Genomic DNA, 20,480 nt, shown 5'->3' with positions numbered 1-20,480 from the left:
GGAATGGCCTATTGCGCGCTGCTTTCATGCAGTACCAGCACATCATCCAGCTCCGGCCCGCCGCCGCGGTTGCCGCTGCCCGCCACGATGTACAGAGCGTCGCCGACCGCTGCGGCCTGGGTGCCATGGCGCCCTCGCGGCAATGCGGCCAGCGGCGTCCAGGTGGAGGTGGCCGGGTCGTAAGCTTCGACCTCGTCGTGCGCCTTCACCTGGCGCGTGCTCTCGCCGCCCATGACCAGCAGCTGGCCATTGCGTGCAATGGCGGCGGCACCGGCGCGCGGCGTCGGCAGTGCGGCCGGGGCAACGCTCCAGGTGCCGCGCTGGATGTCATAGACATCGACTTCGGAAATGGTCTGCGCCAAGGTGTTGCCGCTCTCGTGCGATGACCTGCGGCCACCGGCCGCGTACAGCTTGCCGTCGAGCACCACTGCATGGAAGTGATCGCGCGCACGCGGTGCGTCGGCCAGCTGCGTCCATTGCTGCGTCCTGGTGTCGAACGCATCCAGCCACGGCACGTACCCGCTCATATGGCCGCGCGTGTTGCCGCCGACCAGGTACAGCACGCCGTCGTGCGCCACCGCGCCTGCCGCGCCGCGGCGACGGCCTTTGGGAATCTCCGCGCCTGCCTGCCAGCGATCGGTGGCAGGGTCGTAGATCAACAAGTGGGTCAGCGCGGCTTCTTCCGGGTAGTCGCCGGTCAGGCCGCCGACGACGTAGATCTTCCCCGACGACACCACTGCCTGCGCATGGCTGACCGCCAGCGGCGGCGTGCTGCCCTTGGACCAACGGCGTGTTGTGGTGTCGAAGATGTCCAGCGGGCGGTCGTCGCGCCCTCCGATCAGATAGAGCCTGTCGCCGACCGACACCAGGCTGTTCTCATGGCGCGCGTGCGGTTTGTTGTGCGGGGTCAGCGTCTGCCAGGAGGCCACCTGCTTCGATTGTGCCGAGGTGGCCACCGGCACCGCCTTGTCGGTGGCCTGACCAAGCGCGGGGAAAGTGCCGACCGCGGCAGCAAACAGGCTTGCGCGGAACCAGCTCGTCAACAGGCGCATGCAGCACTCTTCCGATGGCGTGGGCAGGCCAGTGTAGCGACACGTGCGCGATGATCCACTCGCACAAGCAGGCTGATCCAGGGCCAGGTCGCGCGTGCTTGCGCATTGCCGTGATGTCCCCGGCAGGCTGCCTAGGCAGTCCTGGCTGCCGGCTTCTTCACATGCAGCAGCACCGCGCATGCGAACACTACGGCAACGCGATACGACAGGAGAAAGGTGTGGCACGCAAACCGGCAAAGCAGGCGTCTTCGACAACACCGCCCAAGACAGTTGCCGACGCGGCGGCACGCGGACTGCGGTTGCGCGAGCAGCATGGGCGTGGTGGCACCGCAATCGGCGTTGCGCGTGCGCGCGATCTTTCGGCACGGAAATCGCTTTCCACGCAGACCATCCGGCGCATGCATGCGTACTTCGCGCGCCACAGCGTGGACAAGACTGGCAAGGGCTGGGCCGACCGTAGCGCGCCATCGGCCGGCTACATTGCCTGGCTGCTCTGGGGCGGCGATGCCGGCCAGCGCTGGGCGGCACGGCAGTACCAGCGTCTGGAAGAGGCGGCGAGCGCGAAGACCCCGGCAGGAAAACGAGCAAGCGCGACCACGACGGCCGCCGCCCATGCCAGTGCCGCGGACAAGCGCACCCCGAAGAAGACCGCGAGAAAGAAGGCGGTCGCAAAGAAAGCAACCCGAACGTCGCCAGCGAGGAAACCGTCGGCAACACGGGCCGCGACCAAGAAAACGAGCGCCGCTAGCGCAGCGACGCGCAAGTCGGCGCCCTCGGCCGGCGCCCGCAAGGCGACCGGCAAGAAGGCAGTCAAGAAGGCAGTCAAGAAGACTGCGGCCAGGAAATCTCCTGCAAAGAAGGCAGCATCGACGAAGAAAGCGGTAAACAAGACGGTCGCCCGCCGAACTGCAGCCGGGAAGAGCGCTTCCACGCGCGGTGCAGCGAAGAAAGGCACAAGCAAGACGTCTGCGCCATGGAAAAAGCCCAACCCCAAGAGTCGCTCGCGCTCAGGTCCGCTGTCCCCGGCGCAGAAGGCACAGGCCAGACAACGTGCCAAGGCAGCAGGCCGCCCCTATCCCAATCTGGTGGACAACATGGCAGTGGCAGGTAAAGGCAGCGCTGCCAAGCGGGCGAGTGGATCGGGTGCTGCGAAAAAAGCTGGTAAACGTTAGCCGCAACCGGCTGTCAGAATGGCCGAACCCGCTCGGCTCACGCGCGACGGCACGGGAGAGATGGGTTGCGCGTAAGCAGACTATTGTTCCGGGCTCTGCCGCTTGCTGTTTCGGCGGCATTGGTCCGAACAATACTTCACCTCGTCCCACACCTTTTCCCACTTCTTGCGCCAGCAGAAGGGTCGCCTGCATTGAACGCAGAGCTTTTCCGGCAAGTTCTGCTTCTTGTGGGCGGCCATGGGAATGCGGACGTCGGACGCTGTGCGGCAGGGGTTCAAGCATGCCATAGCGATGCATTGGGCCGAAGCCTCCGCCGCTCCACGAGATGCGTCGGCGGGCTTGGCAGCGTGGTCGTGAAAGCGGCACGCGCAGTGTCTATAGTGATGCAGGTTGGCTTGTGCCGAGATGGAACGAGCCTCCCCAACGCGGGGACATGCACTCGCCTCATCATCAGACAAGGACGCCCATGAAGCTGTTTCCACTTCTACTATCTGCCCTGCTGTACGGCATTTCGCTGTGCCTTCCTGCACTGCATGGCGGTAATGATCAACTGGGTGGATTTGTCATCCTGCTGTTTGGCTGGATGCAGGTGCTCGATGGCCAGTGCCTGGCCTGGATGAGTAACCCGGTGTTCCTGTTGGCATGGCTGTGTTATTTCCTCAAGGCGGACAAGATGGCGGCGGCCCTGTTGGTAGCGGCTTGCCTGATCGGGTTGGATACCTTTCGCGCAACCCGGTTCGACAAGAACGAGGCTGGCCAGCAAGTCATGATCGATCACGTGGGCGCCGCATTCTATGTGTGGGAGTTGAGCTTTGTGGTCCTGCTCGTGCTGGTGCTGACGCGCATCTTCAATACATCCGGCGGCAGCCAGGGCGTCCGGGTATCGTGACCCACAGGCAAGCCAAGATGTCTGAATTGTGCAGATCTGCATGACATCCAGAGGGCGCTCAGGACCATCGACATGTGGCCGGTCAACTTGAACCGCAGGGCGGTCATTGCCATCGCCACGCTGGCGATTGCCTGCATCGCATCCAATCCGGAGGTTGCAGCGGCCATACCACTGCTGGAGATGGTGGGTATCGACGTGTTTGCATACTTGTTGGCAAGCCGGCTGGGCCCGGTTCTGCTGCAGGGCGTGGCGCCGGTGATCCGGGATGCATACATGCGCCGGGGCCACAGGCGGGTGCGGCCACTGGGCCATGCAGTCAACTGCCGCCTGGGTGGATACTTGCGGCAGGTGAGTTGGTACACCGGTCAGCTGGGGCTGGCCGCCGCGGTTGGTTGCACGCGGATCTGTGCGCTGCGTCGCCAGGCAACTGCCGTACCGGCTTGAACCCGAGTACCACGACAGAGGAGTCGATGCGTCGAACCTGCGCGGCTGGTGAGCGAGAAGGTGCCGCTAAGGTGCCGGAACACGATTCGCGCATGGGGAACCGGCAGCGAAATCGGCAAGGTTGCGCAGGGTGATGTCGGAGATCTCCTGCAATGCCTCTGCGGTGAAGAACCCCTGGTGCCCGGTCACCAGCACATTGGGGAAGGTCATCAGGCGCTGAAACGCTTCGTCGTCGATGATTTCGCCCGAGCGGTCCTGGAAGAACAATGCGCTTTCCTGTTCGTAGACATCGATGGCCAGATGGCCGAGCTGGCGGGACTTGAGCGCGCGGATCACCGCATCGGTATCCACCAAGCCACCGCGCGAGGTGTTGACCAGCATCGCACCCGGCTTCATCGACGCCAGCGCCGTGTCATCGATCAGGTGCTGCGTTGCCGGTGTCAGCGGGCAGTGCAGCGAGACGATGTCCGAGCGGGCGAACAGTGTCTCCAGCTCCACCCGCTGCCCAAGCGCATCGAAGCCAGGCGTGGGATAAGGATCAAAGCCCAGCACATCGCAGCCCATCCCTTGAAAGATACGCGCAGTCGCCAGCCCGATCTTGCCCAGCCCGATCAGGCCCACCGTCTTGCCGTGCAAGGTGCGGCCGAGCAGGCCATTGAGCATGAAGTTGCCCTCGCGCACGCGGTTGTAGGCGCGGTGCGTCTGGCGGTTGAGCGTCATGACCAGCGCCAGGGTGTGCTCGGCCACCGCTTCGGGCGAGTAGGCCGGCACGCGTGCCACGAACAGCCCAAGTGCGGTGGCCGCAGCAAGATCCACATTGTTGAAACCGGCGCAGCGCAGCAGCACCGCGCGCACACCGGTCGCGTGCAGTGCCTGCAGCACGGGCGCATCGAGCTGGTCGTTGACGAACACGCAGACCACCTCGCAGCCCTGCGCCAACGCTGCCGTCCGCAGATCGAGTGATGCCTCGAAATAAACGAACTCGGCTGCACATTGCGTGCCTGGGCGTAGTTTCGCTTCATCGAGAAAGCGCTTGTCGTAAGGGCGCGTGCTGAAGACAGCCATTTTCATGCAGAGAACTCCATCGGTGCGCGAATACGGTAGCTTGCGCGTGGCCATGTGGCGCTTGAACCTGTCCGAACGTGGGCGGGGCGTAGGTGAGGCCAAGCATGTCATGTCGAGCGATGCGGCGCAGATGCCATTGCAGGCACGAAGCTCTCTACCGCTGACAGCCCCTGCGCTACGCAGCCTTGCTTTGCTGCTCCGCACCGCAACAGGCACCTCTGCTCTCAGGCGCAAACAGCCGGCCTCCCTTCTGCAATCCAGACAGGAGCAGAATGCGTCCCTTCTCCCGTGCACGGGAGAAGGAACCGCAAAGCGCCGGGTGAGGGCGCTCGCCCCAGGCGTGTCACCTGCGGCGCGATCTCACCGCTGGTACCGCAGGCGCCACGCGGCTGATCAACAGCACGCCGCGTCCCACCGTCACCCGCAACGCATCACCCACTGCGAAACCGCAGTGTTCCAGCCAGCGCCCGGACAGCCGCAGCTTGGGCACCGCACAACCGATGACATCCTCGGCACGCCGCACGTCGTAGTGCTGGTAGCTCATGGTGACCCGCTCGGGAATGCGGAAGCCGGGCTTGCGCAAGGGCGGGGTAGGCGCCAGCGCTGGATCCACCGCTGGCTCAGCACCGGTCATGCCGGCAGCCGGGCGGTGCTTGGATCTGGCGCGTGTCACAACAGACCGCCTGGAAGGCGATGCAGCGCGTGCACTGGCGGTTGCTTTTGGACGGGTCATATCGAACTCCTTGTGCGATAGGAAGTCCGCCATCTCGCTGCTAAACGAGGGTGGCGGACGATGCGCGGTTAGCAGACCGGTCACAAGGAACCGGCAGACCTTGCGGTCTCCGCGCACCGCCCGCCGTAAAGCGAGCACGCCTGCCCATGCGATAAGTCGGGCAAAAGAAAAGCGCCGACATCGTGCAATGGGCGCTGGTGCGCCTTGTGATTACGGGCTGCTAAACCCGGCTGCGGAATGTGCCGCAGCAGAGCGATCTTGCTACTCGCCAATGCAGCGAGTCAAGACAGCACGGCACGGCTCCCAACCGATCCCTCGTATCTGGCGTATTGTTGTGCTCAAAGACGGCTTCGTTATCCCACTACGAGAAAGCGATGACTTCCACTGCCGAAACGCCAGACCGTGCGATTCCACTGCTCCCCGGTCGCTCGATCGAACGCACGGTCGCCTTCTATCGGCGGCTGGGCTTTGTCGGCGACGCGCACCCGCACGATGCGGGCTACGCGATCCTGACGCGTGGCGAGGTGGAGCTGCATTTCTTCGCACACCCGGACCTGGATCCTGCGGCCTGCTATGCGGGCTGCTATATCCGGGTTGGCGATGTCGATGCGGTCTACGCCGCCATGCGCGCCGCGCAGCTACCGGCGCACGGCATCCCCAGACTCGATGCTGTCAGCGACAAGCCCTGGGGCATGCGGGAATTTGCGCTTGTCGATGAGAACGGCAATCTGATCAGGATTGGGCAGCTAATCGGTAGCTAGGCGTCCAATCGCCTGCATCTGCGTACCTGGCTATCCGGAACAGGCCGTCGGTCAGGTGGCACGATATACACGCTGCCCGACATCGCACGATGCAGATATCGGACCTTGTTGGCATGCGATGGCAGCCGGCGATGCGTTTGCCGCGCATCACCGTGCATCGGTTGCCAGCTGTATCTCTGCCGGTGTTGCAGTGCCCAGCGCAGCATAGGCAGCGCGCAGTGCCTCCACAAGACGCGCATCGCCAGAGAGCGTAGCGAACACCGCATCCACGGTGAGGAATGCCGCGATGTCATGGCTGGCATCGCCGGTGGTCGAACGGGCGATGTCGCTGAGGACCTCGCTCAGTGGATCGACCAGGGTAATGCCGTTGGCCGCCTGCCTGCGCACGAACTGCAGCCATGCCGCTACCGGAATGCAGAGCCGGTCGATCCGGCGCCCGGCGTCCAATGCATCGCTGATGACGCCGAGCAGACGCACCGGAATCTTCTGCGAGCCATCCCAGGCGATCTGGGCGAGCAGGTGGCGGATGGCGGGGTTGCGGAAGCGGGCGAGGATGGCGCCGCAGTAGTGCTGCGGGTCGAAGCCTTGCATCGGTTGCAGGGTGGGGGCGATGTCCTCGCGCATCAGGGTTTCGACAAAGGCAGCCAGTTGCGTGTGGCGCATGGCGTCGGCGACGGTTTCCAGATCGAGCAGGCCGCCGAGATAGGCGAGTGTGGAGTGCGGGCCGTTGAGCAGACGCAGTTTGGCGCGTGCATAGCCGGCGATATCGTCGCTGAGAATCACCTCTGCGCTTTCGAAGGCGGGGCGGCCGTTGCAGAAGCGGTCTTCGATCACCCACTGGCTGTAGCGCTCGCGCTGGATCGGCCAGGCGTCGTGCAGACCGGTTTGCGCTTGTACGTTGGTGCGCAGTGCGTCGTCGGTGGCGGGGGTGATGCTGTCGACCATTGAGCGCGGGAAGGTGACGTGCCGGTCGATCCATGCCGCAAGCGCGGGATCGGTTTGCTGTGCGAGCAGCAAGACTGCGCGGCGTAGCAGGTTGCCGTTGTCTTGCAGGTTGTCGCAGCTGAGCACGGTGAACGGTGCGCTGCCCTGCTGCCTGCGTTGTTGCAGGCCGGCGACGAGATAGCCGACGGCGCTGCGCGGTGTGCCGGGGTTGGCGATGTCGTGCGCGATGTCGGGATGGGTGAGGTCGAGGGTGTCGCCTGCGAGGCAATATCCCTTTTCGGTGATGGTGAGGGTGACCAGGCGCACGGCGGGATCGGCCAGGCGCGCGAGCACGGCGGTTTGTTCGTCGGCAGCGCACAGCACCTCGCGGATGGCGCCGATGATGCGCAGCTGCGGGTGTTCGTCGAGCAGGGCGAGGGTGTAGAGGCCGTCTTGTGGGCGCAGGGCGTCGCGCACGCTCGGGCTGTGCAGGGAGACGGTGCAGATGGCCCAGCTGGGGTCCTGCGCGAGCAGGTCATCGATGTAGACGGCCTGGTGGGCACGGTGGAAGGCGCCTGCGCCTAGATGGACGATGCCGATGGTGGTCTGTTTGGGGTCGTAGCTGGGAGTGAGGACGGTGGTTGGTAGGTGCGCGAGTGTTGCGATGGAGAGCGTTGGAATTGGCATGGGTTTTTGTTTGGAATCGTGGGGGTGCTGCAAGTTCGCCTGTGGCCGTACCCTTACCCCAACCCCCGCTCCGCGCCCCGGCCCACGTCTTGCAACGCGGGCGCTCCAAGGCACGCGCGCCAGTGGCGCGCAAGCGGCGCCTCTTCGCCCCGGCGAGAGAGGGGCTTAGGGCAATCGCGGCTGAGGGTCTTCTTTGGCCGTGGCCGCATGGCGAGGGTGTCAACGGCTGCTACTTGTCGGTGACGGTAAAGCGTTGTGTGCTGCGGATGTCTGCACTGGAAGCGCCGATCTGTACTTCGTAGTCGCCTGGATCCACTGCGTAGGCCTTGCGCTGCTCGTCGTAGATGCGCAAGGCGTCTTGCGCCTTGAGGGTGAAGCGCAGCTGCCGTTGTTCGCCGGGTTGCAGGGTGATGCGCTGGAAGCCGCGCAGTTCCTTGATGGCGCGTTCGCGTTGCGGCTTGAGCGGATGCAGATACAGCTGCACTACTTCATCGCCTGCGCGTTGGCCGGTGTTCTTCAGCGTGACCGTGGCCGTGAGCGTGCCATCGGCGGCAACGGTGGTGCGATCAAGGCGTAGATCCGAATACGCAAACTGCGTGTACGACAGGCCATGGCCAAACGGGTACAGCGGCTTGCCGGTGAAGTAGCGATAGGTGCGGCCGCGCATGGCGTAATCGTCGAAGGCGGGCAGGCGCTCGTCTTCCTTGTAGAAGGTGATCGGCAGGCGGCCGCCGGGACTGGCCTGGCCGAACAGCACATCGCCAACCGCGCTGCCGCCGCGTTGACCGGGGTACCAGGCCAGCAGGATGGCGGGCACGTGGTGCTGCGCCCAGTCGATCGCCAGCGCCGAGCCGGTGGTCAGCACCGCAACCACCGGCGTGCCGGTGGCCTGCAGTGCCTGCAGCAATTCGCGCTGCGGTTTGGGCAGGCGGGTGTCGGTGCGGTCGCCGCCGGCAAAACCGGGATAGTTGACGTCCATCTCCTCGCCTTCGACATCGCCGGTGAGGCCACCGACGAACACCACTACCTCGGCGTTGCGTGCGGCGTCCACCGCTTCCTGCAGCGGCGGTTTGGCGCCGGGCATGCGCCAGGCCAGACGCACGCCGGCATCGCGCGTGGCCTCGAAGTATTCCACGCGCAGGTCGTAGGCCTTGCCGGCTTCCAGCGCGACGCTGGCATTGCCGCCGCGCATCCGCGGGGCCTCGCTCCATTGATCGATGAGCAGCTTGCCGTCCAGAAACAGGCGCACGCCGTCGTCGGCGGCAATCTGCAGCTCGTAGGTGCCCGACACCGGCGGCAACAGCTGGCCATGCCAGCGCACGCTGAAGTCGTCCTTGGCCAGCGCTCGGTCGGCCTGCAGTTCACCGCGGCCCACGGCATCGTCGGTGGGCGCATTGCGGTCCCATCGGAAGGCGATACGCGGGTCGATGCGGGTCAGCACCGGCTGGCCGGCCAGGGCGCGGCCCTTGAAGTATTCGCCGGTGAGGCCGTTCTGCTTGGCATCCGGCGCCGGGCGCAGATAGCGGGTGTCGATCGGTGCCGCGGCATTGGGGTCTTCGCGCCCTTCCACCAGGTCGCTGCCGCGCGCGTAGACCACCTGTGCCTGCGGTGCAGCGTCGCGGATGCCTTGCAGGATGGTGACCGGCGCGGCCGGCGTGCCGTAGTAATTGCCCAGCAGCGACATCGGGTCGTCGGCGGTGGGGCCGATCACGGCGATGCGCTTGAGCGTGGGTTTGAGCGGCAGCAGGCCGTCGTTCTTCAGCAGCACCAGCGATTCGCGCGCGGTGCGGCGGGCCAGTGCATCGTGCTCTGGCGATTGATTCACCGCCGCAGGAATCTGCGCCCACGGCACCCTGGCCGGCGGGTCGAACATGCCCAGCCGCATGCGCGAGGTCATCAGCCGCTTGAGCGCGATGTCGATGCTGGCCTCGTCGATCAAGCCGGCACGCACCGCCGCCGGCAACGCGGCATAGGTGTCGCCGCAATCCAGGTCGGTGCCGTGCTTGACGCCAAGCGCGGCGGCGGCCTCGGGCGTGGGCACGATCTTGTGGTTCTGCCAGATATCGCGGATGGCGGCGCAGTCGCTGACGATGTAACCATCGAAACCCCAGTCGCGGCGCAGGATGCCTTCCAGCCGCGTGCTGGCCGAGGCGGATTCGCCATTGACGCGGTTGTAGGCGCCCATCACTGCGGCGACCTTGCCTTCTTGCACCAGGGCCTGAAACGCGGGCAGATAGGTTTCATGGAGATCGCGCTCGCTGGGATGCACGTCGAAGTGATGACGGTCGGCCTCCGGGCCGCTGTGCACGGCGAAGTGCTTGGCGGTGGCATCGAGCTTGCGGTACGGCCCTTGCTGCGCCTGCAGGCCCTGCACGAAGGTCACGCCCATGCGCGCGGTCAGGAACGGGTCTTCGCCATAGGTTTCCTGCCCGCGGCCCCAGCGCGGGTCGCGGAAGATGTTGATGTTGGGCGACCAGAAGGTGAGTCCCTGGTAGCGCTTGTGCTCGCCGCGCGCCAGGAACGCGTGGTGCTTGGCGCGCGCTTCGTCGCTGATGGCGGTGGCCACCTCGGCCATCAACGGGGTATCGAACGTAGCAGCCAGGCCGATCGCCTGCGGAAACACGGTGGCGCCGCCGGCACGCGCCACGCCGTGCAGCGCTTCGTTCCACCAATCGTATTCGGGCACCTGCAGGCGCGGGATCGCCGGGGCGGCGTTCTGCATCTGCGCGGCCTTTTCTTCCAGCGTCATGCGCGACACCAGGTCGGCCGCACGCGCGTCGAAGGGGCGTTGGGTGTCCAGATACGGCGGCGGCGTTGCGGCCTGCGTGCCGGTGGCGGCCAGCGCCATCGCCAGCAGTAAGCCGCGCGCAGGTGGGCAACGCGGGGCGGTGGCGCGGTGGGCGGGGTGCGAATGCATGGTCAGTCCTCCTGGGTGCGGTGCGGTTCCAGCTGGGCAAACGGCCCGATCATGCTGCCGACGAAGCCGCCGGCCTGTGCGGTGCTGAGCATGCCCGCAGCATCGTTGCGGCGTAGCGATTGCCAGCCGCGCCCATCGGCATCGAAGGCAAAGCTGTACGCACCGCCATCGCCGCTGATCTGCAGGCGCAGCTGCGCCGTTGCGGGGACGCGGGTGCGTGCGAGCGTGGTGGTTCTTGCGCCCTCGCGCTTGTCGAGGAAGACGTCCAGCGCATCGCCGTTGCGTCGCACGCCCAGCGCATACCACGCGTTGGAATTCTGCAAGGCGGCAAGCCCGGCACTGACGCCGGCCTGCGTGGGCACCGCCAACGCGGTGCTCGCGGTAAAACGCGTGTGTTGCTGGCGCCGCGCGAGGAAGGCGGGTGTGGCAGTGCTATCCAACCCTTGCGCACTGGCATGGAGGGTCAGCCAACCGGCGCGTGCGCTTAGATCGGCCACCTCATGTTTGGGCACACGCAGAGATAGCCATTCGCGCTGCAGCGAGGTGCCGGCGAAGTCGTCGCGCCAGGTGAAGTTGCCCGACAACGGCGCTTGATCGGCCGGGGTCTTGGCGCCGCGCGGGCTCTGTGCGACATACGGAATCGGCTCGCCGGCCGGCAGGATCGACGGCCAGCCATCGCGCCAGTGCACTGGCAGCAGGAAGGTTTCGCGCCCGGTGTTGTAGCGTTCGCCCGCATACGGGCGGCTGGCCAGGAACACCGCCCACCATTGCCCGTCCGGTGTGTCCACCAGATCCACATGCCCGGCATTGCTGACCGGGTGCGCGCGATCGGCCGGCAGGTCGCGTTGGGTCAGGATCGGATTGTGCGGCGAGGGCTCAAACGGCCCCCACACAGTGCGGCTGCGCAGCACCACCTGCGAATGCTGCGGCCCGGTGCCGCCTTCGGCACACGAGAGGTAATACCAACCGTCGCGTTGATACAGATGCGGGCCTTCGATCCAGATCGGCTTGCTGGCCAGATCCACCCCACCGTTGAGCAACACCTTGCGCGGGCCGACCGGTTGATTGCTGACAAGGTCGAAGCGCTGCATCCAGATCGCGCGATGGCCTTCGTACAACGGCGTGCCTTCCGGCGGGCCGTTGTTGAGCAGGTAAGCGCTGCCGTCGGTATCGAAGAACAATGACGGGTCGATGCCGTCGATGCCCGGCAACCACGTCAGTGCCGACCATGGGCCTGCGGGATTGCTGGCGCTGGCGATGAAGTTGCCACCGCTGTCGACCGAGGTACCCACCACATAGAAACGCCCGGCATGATGACGGATGCTGGCAGCGAACATGCCACGCGACACGCCCAGCCCGTCGTAGTCGAGCTGTTCGCGGCGCTCGACCACATTGCCGATCTGCGTCCAGTGCACCAGGTCGGTACTCTCGAACACCGGGATCGCCGGGAAATACGCAAACGTGGAATTGACCAGGTAATAGCGATCGCCCACGCGCGTCACGCTGGGGTCCGGGTAGAACCCGGCCAGCACCGGGTTGCGGTAGTGGCCGGGTGGCAACGGCGTGGCGAACACCGCATCGTCGCCGCGATACTCGAACCAGTCGAAGGCGACATCGGCGTGTGCTTGCGCCTGCACGCGCGCAGGTGCGGCCACCGCAAGCAGCAGTGCCGCAAGCGCGGCCGGCAGCCAGCGCATCACCAGTCCCACATCGCACCGTCTTCCAGCCGCGCGATCGGCAACTGCTTGGGCACGTAGGGATACTTCGCGGCCAGGGCTTCGTCGATGTCCACGCCATGCCCGGGTGCTTCGCCGCAATGCAGGCGGCCATCGCGGAATACGTAATCGTGCAGGAACACCGCGTTGGCCTCGTCGGAATGGAACATGTATTCCTGGATGCCGAAGTTGGGCACCCAGGTGTCGAAGTGCAATGCCGCGCCCATGCACACCGGCGACAGATCGGTGGCGCCGTGGAAGCCGGTACGCACCTGATGCAGCGCGGCGAAATCGGCCAGCCGGCGCACATGGGTGATGCCGCCGGCGTGGACGATGGTGGTGCGGATGTAGTCGATCAGTTGCTGCTCGATCAGGTGCTTGCAATCCCACAGCGAATTGAACACCTCGCCCACCGCCAAGGGGGTGACCGTGTGCTGGCGAATCACCTCGAACGCGCGCTGGTTTTCTGCAGGGGTGGCGTCTTCCAGCCAGAACAGCCGGTATGGTTCCAGGTCGCGGCCCAGCCGCGCGGCCTCGATCGGGGTGAGCCGGTGGTGCGCGTCGTGCAGCAGCTCGATCTCGTCGCCATGATCGTTGCGTAGCTGCTCGAACAGCTTGGGCACCACGCCGAGATAGCGCGGCGTGGACCACACCGTTTCGGTCGGCAGCTCGCTCTCTGCCGGCTCATACGGTTTGCCGCCGCTGGAAATGCCGTAGGTCTTCTTGATGCCGGGCACGCCGCACTGCGCGCGGATGGCGATGAAACCCAGCTCGCGGAAGCGGCCCACCTCATCGCTGGTTTCGGCGATATCGCGGCCATTGGCATGGCCGTAGACCAGCGCGCCCTCGCGCGAGCGCCCGCCCAGCAGCTGATACAACGGCATGCCGGCCATCTTGCCCAGGATGTCCCACAAGGCCACGTCCACCGCGGCGATCGCGCTCATCGTCACCGGGCCGCGCCGCCAGTACGCACCGCGGTAGAAGAATTGCCAGATGTCTTCGATGCGGCCGGCATCGCGGCCGATCAGGTTCGGCACCAGGTGTTCCTGCAGGTACGCCGCCACCGCCAGTTCGCGGCCATTGAGCGTGGCATCGCCCAGCCCGGTGATGCCCGAGCGGGTGCGGATCTTCAGGGTGACGAAGTTGCGGCCCGGGCAGGTGACGATGACGCGCGCCTCGACGATCTCGCGATCGCGGGCCGAGCCTTGCAGCGGAGCAGGGGAGTCGGGGGTCTGTGACATCGTGGTCTCGCTCAGGGAGAAGTGGCGGCAGTGAGGGGGAGTTCGAACGGGCCGGCCGGCAGGCCGCTGCGGTCGTACAAGGTGCATACCGGGCTGTCGGCCCAGCAGTAGCGCACGCGCGTGACGGCCAGGCCGGTGGGAACGCGCAGGCTGATGGCGTGGTCGTGCAAGCTGGCAACGGCATAGCGGCAGCTGTTGGACGCGGCGCCGCACAGCTCGAAGCCGATCGGCGCATCGGCGCCATAGCTGAGCAAGGCGGTGTCCACCTCGTCGAAGGCGATGCGCACGCTGTCGCCTTCGCGTTGCGCGCTGCGCGGCACCGGGCCGGAGGGCGCAAGCGCCTCGCCGTACACCACTTGCCGCGCCACACGCGCCAGGCGCCGGCCCAGTTCCTGCTTGTTGGCCGGATGGATGTCGTAGCGGTCGCCGATGTCGATCGTCACCGCCAGGCCCGCATGCGCATCGTTGGCGACGAAGCGGCGCTGCGCCTCGCGCAGCTGCGCCCAGCCGCTGTCGACCGGCTGGGTGGGCGGCGCGCCATAGTTGGCCAGCTGCACGATCAGCAGCGGCAACTGCGCACCGAAGCGCTGCCGCCAATCGCGTTGCCATGCAGCGAGCAAGGCCGGGTAATGCACCGCATCGCCGGCATTGGATTCGCCCTGGTACCACACCACGCCACGCAGGCCGAGCTGGCCGAGCGGGGCGATCATGCCGTTGTACAAGGTGGTCAGCCCGGCCGCCGACGACCACGGCGCGCGCGGTGGCGAGCCCAGTTGCGGCGGCACGATGCGGTACTGCCAGGGCGCATCCAGTGGCAGCGTGCTGCCATCGGCGAACTGCAGCGCACGCGATTGCGCATCGCCCAGCAGCCCACCGCGCCGATAGGTGTTGAGCACATTGAGCACGATGCTGTTGCGCCCGGCATGCAGGCGCCCGCGCGGCACGCTGTAGCGACGCGGCTGGTCGGCACCGTAACTGCTGCCCACGCCGCGCCCGTTGACCCAGGTCTGGTCCAGTTCGTCCACCGGCCCGAGCAACAAGCTGGCGTCCTGCGCGGCCTGCGCCGGCGTCAGCTCCACGCTGGTGCGGTACCAGACCATGCCGTTGAAGCCGACCAACTGCGGCACACCCCAGTCGTCCCACGCGCCCAATGCCGCCGGTGCGGTTTGCCAGGCGCCGGGCGCATCCGCCTGCCAGGGCTCGCCTTCGCCGTGCGCATGCCACCAGGCCTCCCACAGCGCCCCCCAATGCGGCGCGGCATCCACCGGGTCGCGTGCGTAACGCGCCAGCACATCCAGCGCCGGGCCATCGTCACCGGCAGCGCGCAGTGCCTTCTCACCGATCCAGGCCTGCAGTTGCGAGCCGCCCCAGGAGGCGTTGATCAGGCCCATCGGCACATCGACGGTCTTCTGCAACTCACGCGCGAAGTAATAGCAGGCCGCAGAAAAATCCTTCACCGTCTCCGGTGTGGTGAGTTGCCATGCCGCAGCGCCACCGAAGCGGCGCTGCGGCGTCGGGCTGGACTGCGCCGGCACCTTGAACATGCGGATGCGCGGGTTGTCGGCATCGGCGATCTCGCTGCGTGAATCCAGGGTGCGATGCACCTGCAATTCCATGTTGGATTGGCCCGAGCACAGCCACACATCGCCGATCAGCACGTCATTGACCTGCTGCGTCACGCCCGTGCTGGTGCGTGCGCTCAAGCTGTACGGGCCACCCGCGGCGTGCGCGGGCAGGCGTGCCTCCCAGTGGCCTTGCCGATCTGCGCGTGCCTGCACCTGCTGCGCATCCAGTTGCACGCTCACGCGCGCGCCAGGGGGTGCGTCGCCCCACACCCGGATCGGCGCATCGCGCTGCAACACCACATGCTCCTGAAACAGTGCATGCAGCAGCGGCGCATCGGCCGCCTGCGCCAGGCGCGGCAGCAGTGCTGCGCAGAGCGTTGCCATGATGACCGTCGAGAGGCGCGCGTTCATTTCGGATTCCCCGGTGCATACGGAAACTTCAGCGCCTGGTAATACGCCAACGGATGCGCCGGCGGCGCCGTGCCGGCCGGCAACGGCAGCCCGGACACGCGCTGGAAGTAGGCGATGCTGGCATCGCGCCACCACTGCGCTTCGTCCTGCTGGATCGCCAGGAAGTTCGCTACCTGCTGGTAACGCGGTGGATCGATCTTGCCGGCAAGCCCCTGCCAGGTGGCTCGCATGGCACGCACCTCGTCCACGCCATGGTCGTAATGCCATACCAGCTCGTCCCACAGCGTCCGCCGGGAGGCCATGCGGTGCTCCCAGGGCACATGGTGGAACCACAGCAGGTAATGCTCCGGCACGCGCTGCACATCGCCGAACATGCGCGCCACTGGCTTGGCGTATTGCGCCACCGCATTGCTGCCGCTGGCGCTACGGTCAAAGCCGATCCCGTTACGGTCGGCGCGGTGGTAGTAGACCGGGTCCCAGTCCGGGCGCTCGCTGCCCGCATCCCAGGGTGCCGGGCCGTAGTGATGGCCGCGACCCATCAGGTGATGCAGGCCGAGCGGGGTCATGTAGTCCACCACTGCCTCGCGCGAGCGCAGCATCATGTCGACCACGGGCGTCACCACGTCAGCATCGTTGGAGAAGGTCATGCGTGCCCACTCCTGCGCGATCGCCTGCGGCGACAACTGCGGGTTCCACGCCAGCCGCCCGTACGCATACCAGTTGGCCTGATCGAAGATCGAGCCGCTCCAGTTGCGGTCCGCACCGATGTTGGCCACACCGGCAATGCCGGTCAGGCGCGTGTGTCTGGCATCGTTGAAGAGCGTGCCATCCACGGTTCTGGCAACGGTCGAGCCCTTGCCGTGTGCATAGGTGTCGGCCTGCAGGGTCTCGGCAAACAGCGTGCCCAGATAGGCCAGATGGGTCGAAAAGCCCAGATACTCCTTGGTGATCTGGAACTCCGGCATCAACGGCGTCTTGCGCATCGCACCGAACAGCGGATGGAACGGCTCGCGCGGCTGGAAGTCGATCGCTCCGTTCTTGACCTGCACGATCACGTTGTCGCGGAATTGCCCATCCAGCGGCAGGAACTCGCTGTACGCCTGCTTGGCGCGATCGTCCGGTTGCTCGTGCGAATAGACGAATGCGCGCCACATCACCACCCCGCCGTGCGGCGCCAGCGCGTCGGCCAGCAGATTGGCGCCATCGGCATGGCTGCGCCCGTAATCCTGCGGGCCGGGCTGGCCTTCGGAATTGGCCTTTACCAGGAAACCGCCGAAGTCCGGAATGCGTGCATAGATCTGGTCGGCTTTGTTGCGCCACCACTGCTGTACCTGCGGATCCAGCGGGTCGGCGGTCGTCAAACCGCCGATCTCGATCGGCGCGCTGAAGCGCGCGCTGAGAAACACGCGAATGCCGTAAGGGCGAAACACCTTGGCCAGTGCCGCCGCCTTGTCCAGATACTGCGGCGTCAGGCTCCAGGCCTTGGCGTTGACGTTGTTGAGCACGCTGCCGTTGATGCCCAGCGATGCATTGGCGCGCGCGTACTCGGTGTAGCGTGGATCCAGGTAACCCGGCAGGGTCTGCCAGTTCCATAACGAGGCGCCGGCATAGCCGCGCTCGACCACCCCGTCCAGGTTGTCCCAGTGGTTGAGCATGCGCAGCTGCAAGCGCGGCGACTCGCGCAGGTCCAGCGCGGCCAGCGACTGGCCGGTCTGCAACAGGCGCAGGAAGTGGAATGCCCCATACAGCGCGCCGACATCGCTGCCGCCGACGATGACGGTCGTGCGATGCCCGTCCACGCTGACACTGCGGATCAGATAGCCCTCGCGGCCCAGGCCGGTGGTCTGCAGCTGCAATGCCGCGATCTGCGGCGCAGCCGCCGCGCCCAGCAAGATCGCCCCATCGCGCGTGACATTGGCGGACGACTGCGGCGCAGCACCAAGCAGGCCCGACAGTCCACGCTGCAATTCCTCACGTGCAGCCTGCAACGTCGGCGAGTCGCCGGCGACGATCAACTCGCTTGCGTTGCCACGCAACTGCGCCGCGTCGGCCAGCGGGTGGTAGCGCAACCATAAATCGTAGCCATCCTCGGCCCGCGCGCCGGCACTGGCCAGCATCAATCCGCACAGCAACGTCAGCGCCAGCCACCACGGCTGCGCCAACGCTGCGCAATACGCGCCGCAGCGCCGCATTGCACGCGCGCTCATGCGGCATGCTCCAGCGACATCACCGCACGCCGCGGCGTATCGCCGCTCTGCCTGCTTCCCGGTACCATGCGTCGCATCGTCATGCACGCAGTCGGCGCTTGCGTTACTGCAGCGGGTTGTGTGCATCGTGCAGGTTCGCCACCCACTTGAAGAGGCCACGCTTGGAGAAGGTCAGGAAATCGGTCCGCCGCACCAGCCGCGCGACCACCATCGACGAGGTGGCGGCGCTGGCGAAGGTCTCGCCGATGACGGTCTCGCGCGTGGTCAACAACAACGGCAGCGTGCGCGATGCCACCCGTGCCCGCGTGCTGCGCGCGGTCGACAAGCTGGGCTACACGCCCAACCTGGCGGCCAGTGCCCTGGCCGCCGCGCAGAGCACGCGCATTGCGTTGATCTACAGCGATCCCAGCGGCGCCTACCTGCGTGAGTTGCTGCTGGGCGTGTTGCGGGTTGCCTCGCGCACACCGATCCAGCTGGTGATCGATTGCTGGGACGACCTGGATGCCGACGCCGAACGCCGTGCCGCGCGCAAGCTCGCCAAGGGCGTGGCCGGAGTGATCCTGCCGCCGCCGCTGTGCGAATCCAAGGCCGCGGTACTGGAGCTGGTGCGCGCCAAGGTGCCGGTGGTGGCGATCGCCTCCAACCATTTCAGCCCGGATGTGGCCTGTGTGCGCATCGACGAATTCGCTGCCGCCAAGGAAATCACCGAGCATCTGATCGCGCAGGGCCACACGCGTATCGGTTACATCGCCGGGCATCCCAACCTGTCTGCCAGCACGCGTCGCTTCGAGGGGTTCCAGGCCGCGCTGGCCGATGCGGGCCTGCGGCTGGACCGGCATCTGGTGCAACCGGGCGACTACACCTACAAATCCGGCCTGGTCGCTGCGGAAAAACTGCTGGCGCGCAAACGCCGCCCCAGCGCCATCTTCGCCAGCAACGACGATATGGCCGCCGCCGCAATCTCGGTCGCGCATCGACGCGGGCTGGATGTGCCGCGCGATCTGTCGGTGGTCGGCTTCGACGACACCTCCGCCGCCACTGCGGTATGGCCCGAACTCACCACCGTGCAGCAGCCCATCGCCGCCATGGCCGACGCTGCGCTGGACATCCTGTTGAAGACGATTCGCGCCAAGGAGCGCACGGCGAAGATGGTCGATCATGTGGTCGCGCACCTGCTGGTCAAGCGGGATTCGGTGGCCGCACCGGCGGCGCCGGATGCAACGGAACAGCCATGACGCTGCACGCGGTTCTGCGCGCAGGCCGCCGATGGTCGCCTGCGCGTGCAGGCGACCATCGGCATAACATCAACGCGTCAGATACTGGTTGATCAGGTTCTCGTAGGCTTCCTGACGGCCGCTGAGCTGCTTGGGTTCGTTGCCGGCGGCGTACTTGGCCAGATCCACCAGCGTGCTGCTGCCGTTGGCGAAGTCCGCGCCCGCGCCGCTGTCGAAGCTGGCGTAGCGCTCGGCGCGCCACTGCTCCAGCGGCGAGGAGGTCAGCAGCGCATTGGCCACTTCCAGCCCGCGTGCGAACGCGTCCATGCCGCCGATATGCGCCAGGAACAGATCCTGCGGGTCGGACGACTCGCGGCGCACCTTGGCATCGAAGTTCAGCCCGCCCGGTGCCAGCCCGCCCTGGCGCAGCACCACCAGCATCGCGCCGACGGTGTCGTACAGGTCGGTCGGGAACTGGTCGGTATCCCAGCCGTTCTGCGGGTTGCCGCGGTTGGCATCGATGCTGCCGAGCAGGCCGGCGTCGGATGCCACCTGCAGGTCATGCTCGAAGCTGTGACCCGACAGTGTGGCGTGGTTGGCTTCGATGTTCAGCTTGAAGTCCTGGTCCAGGCCGTGCTGGCGCAGGAAGCCGATCACCGTGGCGCTGTCGAAGTCGTACTGGTGCTTCATCGGCTCCATCGGCTTGGGCTCGATCAGGAAGTTGCCAGTGAAGCCGATCGCGCGGCCGTAGTCGCGTGCCAGGGTCAAGAAGCGCGCCATGTTGTCCTGCTCGCGCTTCATCTGGGTGTTGTGCAGGCAGGCATAGCCTTCGCGGCCGCCCCAGAACACGTAGTTCTCGCCGCCCAGCTCGACGGTGGCATCGATGGCGGCCTTGACCTGCACCGCCGCACGCGCCACCACGTTGAAGTCCGGGTTGGTCGACGCACCATTCATGTAACGCGGGTGCGAGAACAGGTTGGCGGTTCCCCACAACAGCTTGATGCCGGTGTCGGCCTGGCGCTGCTTGGCAATGCCGACCATGTGCTTGAGGTTGCTCTGGTACTCGCCGATGTCGTCGGCATCGGGCGACAGGTCGATGTCGTGGAAGCAGTAGTACGGCACGCCGAGCTTGGTGAAGAACTCGAACGCGGCATCGGCCTTGGCTTCGGCGCGATTCAACGCGGTGTTGCCGATATCCCACGGGTACGCGCGCGTGCCCGGGCCGAACGGATCGGCGCCGTTGCCGCAGAAGCTGTGCCAGTAGGCCACGGCAAAGCGCAGATGCTCGGCCATGGTCTTGTCGCCGACCTGCTTGTTGGCGTCGTAGACCTTGAACGCCAGCGGGTTGTCCGAGTCGCGGCCTTCGAAGCCGATCTTGCCAATACCGGGGAAATATTCCTTGGCGCCGATGTAGACGGTGTTGCTCATGGGGTGGAACTCCTGCAGAGAGGCGAGGGGAGAAGGGAAAGATGTCGCACGCGAG

At 66.2% G+C, this 20,480-nt stretch carries 17 protein-coding genes; 5 read left to right on the top strand and 12 right to left on the bottom strand.

Annotated elements, in window-relative coordinates; all coding sequences use genetic code 11:
- Positions 1 to 8: 8 nt before the first annotated feature.
- Positions 9 to 1,052, bottom strand: coding sequence for a kelch repeat-containing protein (locus DGN21_RS19445; RefSeq protein WP_065033366.1), 1,044 nt, complete (start codon positions 1,050 to 1,052; stop codon positions 9 to 11).
- A 161-nt stretch (positions 1,053 to 1,213) separates the two neighbouring features.
- Here DGN21_RS19445 and DGN21_RS19440 point away from each other — a divergent pair, with 161 nt between their 5' ends.
- Positions 1,214 to 2,224, top strand: a complete 1,011-nt coding sequence (locus tag DGN21_RS19440) for a DNA-binding protein (RefSeq protein WP_202397606.1) — start codon at positions 1,214 to 1,216, stop codon at positions 2,222 to 2,224.
- Between the two features lie 80 nt (positions 2,225 to 2,304).
- Here the strand turns inward: DGN21_RS19440 and DGN21_RS19435 are convergent, their stop codons facing one another.
- Entirely contained in the window at positions 2,305 to 2,463 is a 159-nt protein-coding gene (locus tag DGN21_RS19435; RefSeq protein WP_215825035.1) for a DUF2256 domain-containing protein, read from the bottom strand.
- A gap of 233 nt (positions 2,464 to 2,696) precedes the next feature.
- On the opposite strand from DGN21_RS19435, the gene DGN21_RS19430 reads away from it, so the two are divergent.
- Together DGN21_RS19430 and DGN21_RS19425 are read left to right on the top strand one after the other, a co-directional pair.
- The gene (locus DGN21_RS19430; RefSeq protein WP_024937620.1) at positions 2,697 to 3,113 is read left to right on the top strand and encodes a hypothetical protein; all 417 of its coding nucleotides are present in this window, start codon (positions 2,697 to 2,699) and stop codon (positions 3,111 to 3,113) included.
- A gap of 72 nt (positions 3,114 to 3,185) precedes the next feature.
- Positions 3,186 to 3,557 carry a hypothetical protein gene (locus DGN21_RS19425; protein ID WP_054591735.1) on the top strand — a complete coding sequence of 124 codons (372 nt, stop codon included), beginning with the start codon at positions 3,186 to 3,188 and terminating at the stop codon, positions 3,555 to 3,557.
- A 66-nt stretch (positions 3,558 to 3,623) separates the two neighbouring features.
- Here DGN21_RS19425 and DGN21_RS19420 read toward each other — a convergent pair whose 3' ends face one another.
- Complete coding sequence (locus DGN21_RS19420; RefSeq protein ID WP_126966944.1) at positions 3,624 to 4,628, bottom strand: 2-hydroxyacid dehydrogenase; 1,005 nt, start codon at positions 4,626 to 4,628, stop codon at positions 3,624 to 3,626.
- A gap of 337 nt (positions 4,629 to 4,965) precedes the next feature.
- Complete coding sequence (locus tag DGN21_RS20250; RefSeq protein ID WP_241235278.1) at positions 4,966 to 5,295, bottom strand: SymE family type I addiction module toxin; 330 nt, start codon at positions 5,293 to 5,295, stop codon at positions 4,966 to 4,968.
- A 434-nt stretch (positions 5,296 to 5,729) separates the two neighbouring features.
- Between DGN21_RS20250 and DGN21_RS19410 the strand changes: the two genes are divergently transcribed.
- Entirely contained in the window at positions 5,730 to 6,116 is a 387-nt protein-coding gene (locus tag DGN21_RS19410) for a VOC family protein (protein WP_126966943.1), read from the top strand.
- A 147-nt stretch (positions 6,117 to 6,263) separates the two neighbouring features.
- On the opposite strand, the gene DGN21_RS19405 is transcribed toward DGN21_RS19410, so the two are convergent.
- The 7 genes from DGN21_RS19405 to DGN21_RS20245 all read right to left on the bottom strand — a co-directional run bounded on the left by DGN21_RS19405 (position 6,264) and on the right by DGN21_RS20245 (position 18,051).
- Positions 6,264 to 7,727, bottom strand: coding sequence for a mannitol dehydrogenase family protein (locus DGN21_RS19405; RefSeq protein WP_126966942.1), 1,464 nt, complete (start codon positions 7,725 to 7,727; stop codon positions 6,264 to 6,266).
- Positions 7,728 to 7,956: 229 nt separating this feature from the next.
- The gene (locus DGN21_RS19400) at positions 7,957 to 10,575 is read right to left on the bottom strand and encodes a glycoside hydrolase family 3 protein (protein ID WP_184551936.1); all 2,619 of its coding nucleotides are present in this window, start codon (positions 10,573 to 10,575) and stop codon (positions 7,957 to 7,959) included.
- Between the two features lie 71 nt (positions 10,576 to 10,646).
- A complete protein-coding gene (locus tag DGN21_RS19395) occupies positions 10,647 to 12,341 on the bottom strand; it encodes a glycoside hydrolase family 43 protein (protein WP_164738968.1) in 1,695 nt (564 codons plus the stop codon).
- Positions 12,341 to 13,600, bottom strand: a complete 1,260-nt coding sequence (gene manD, locus DGN21_RS19390) for a D-mannonate dehydratase ManD (protein WP_126966940.1) — start codon at positions 13,598 to 13,600, stop codon at positions 12,341 to 12,343. The genes DGN21_RS19395 and manD overlap by 1 nt, the downstream gene beginning before the upstream one ends.
- Positions 13,601 to 13,611: 11 nt before the next feature.
- On the bottom strand, positions 13,612 to 15,576 hold the full coding sequence (locus DGN21_RS19385; RefSeq protein WP_126966939.1) for a sialate O-acetylesterase: 1,965 nt from the start codon (positions 15,574 to 15,576) through the stop codon (positions 13,612 to 13,614).
- On the bottom strand, positions 15,573 to 17,768 hold the full coding sequence (locus DGN21_RS19380) for an alpha-glucuronidase family glycosyl hydrolase (protein WP_126966970.1): 2,196 nt from the start codon (positions 17,766 to 17,768) through the stop codon (positions 15,573 to 15,575). The genes DGN21_RS19385 and DGN21_RS19380 overlap by 4 nt, the downstream gene beginning before the upstream one ends.
- A gap of 118 nt (positions 17,769 to 17,886) precedes the next feature.
- Entirely contained in the window at positions 17,887 to 18,051 is a 165-nt protein-coding gene (locus DGN21_RS20245; protein ID WP_016903660.1) for a hypothetical protein, read from the bottom strand.
- Between DGN21_RS20245 and DGN21_RS19375 the strand changes: the two genes are divergently transcribed.
- Positions 18,002 to 19,018, top strand: a complete 1,017-nt coding sequence (locus tag DGN21_RS19375) for a LacI family DNA-binding transcriptional regulator (RefSeq protein ID WP_228960737.1) — start codon at positions 18,002 to 18,004, stop codon at positions 19,016 to 19,018. The genes DGN21_RS20245 and DGN21_RS19375 overlap by 50 nt on opposite strands.
- Positions 19,019 to 19,087: 69 nt before the next feature.
- Here the strand turns inward: DGN21_RS19375 and xylA are convergent, their stop codons facing one another.
- Complete coding sequence (gene xylA, locus DGN21_RS19370) at positions 19,088 to 20,425, bottom strand: xylose isomerase (RefSeq protein ID WP_046342382.1); 1,338 nt, start codon at positions 20,423 to 20,425, stop codon at positions 19,088 to 19,090.
- Positions 20,426 to 20,480 lie beyond the last annotated feature (55 nt).

The organism is Xanthomonas sp. MLO165 (assembly GCF_018831305.1).
Taxonomy (GTDB): domain Bacteria; phylum Pseudomonadota; class Gammaproteobacteria; order Xanthomonadales; family Xanthomonadaceae; genus Xanthomonas; species Xanthomonas arboricola.
This window is presented reverse-complemented; position numbering and strand designations above follow the sequence as displayed.

What these genes read in the sequence shown, in the direction of transcription:
- DGN21_RS19380 (WP_126966970.1), bottom strand. Translation starts at nt 17,768, where the DNA reads ATGCGGCGCTGCGGCGCGTATTGCGCAGCGTTGGCGCAGCCGTGGTGG.
- DGN21_RS19395 (WP_164738968.1), bottom strand. Translation starts at nt 12,341, where the DNA reads ATGCGCTGGCTGCCGGCCGCGCTTGCGGCACTGCTGCTTGCGGTGGCC.
- DGN21_RS19440 (WP_202397606.1), top strand. Translation starts at nt 1,214, where the DNA reads ATGCAGCAGCACCGCGCATGCGAACACTACGGCAACGCGATACGACAG.
- DGN21_RS19420 (WP_126966944.1), bottom strand. Translation starts at nt 4,628, where the DNA reads ATGAAAATGGCTGTCTTCAGCACGCGCCCTTACGACAAGCGCTTTCTC.
- DGN21_RS19410 (WP_126966943.1), top strand. Translation starts at nt 5,730, where the DNA reads ATGACTTCCACTGCCGAAACGCCAGACCGTGCGATTCCACTGCTCCCC.
- DGN21_RS19385 (WP_126966939.1), bottom strand. Translation starts at nt 15,576, where the DNA reads ATGAACGCGCGCCTCTCGACGGTCATCATGGCAACGCTCTGCGCAGCA.
- DGN21_RS19425 (WP_054591735.1), top strand. Translation starts at nt 3,186, where the DNA reads ATGTGGCCGGTCAACTTGAACCGCAGGGCGGTCATTGCCATCGCCACG.
- DGN21_RS19405 (WP_126966942.1), bottom strand. Translation starts at nt 7,727, where the DNA reads ATGCCAATTCCAACGCTCTCCATCGCAACACTCGCGCACCTACCAACC.
- DGN21_RS19435 (WP_215825035.1), bottom strand. Translation starts at nt 2,463, where the DNA reads ATGGCCGCCCACAAGAAGCAGAACTTGCCGGAAAAGCTCTGCGTTCAA.
- xylA (WP_046342382.1), bottom strand. Translation starts at nt 20,425, where the DNA reads ATGAGCAACACCGTCTACATCGGCGCCAAGGAATATTTCCCCGGTATT.
- DGN21_RS19445 (WP_065033366.1), bottom strand. Translation starts at nt 1,052, where the DNA reads ATGCGCCTGTTGACGAGCTGGTTCCGCGCAAGCCTGTTTGCTGCCGCG.
- DGN21_RS19400 (WP_184551936.1), bottom strand. Translation starts at nt 10,575, where the DNA reads ATGGCGCTGGCCGCCACCGGCACGCAGGCCGCAACGCCGCCGCCGTAT.
- manD (WP_126966940.1), bottom strand. Translation starts at nt 13,600, where the DNA reads ATGTCACAGACCCCCGACTCCCCTGCTCCGCTGCAAGGCTCGGCCCGC.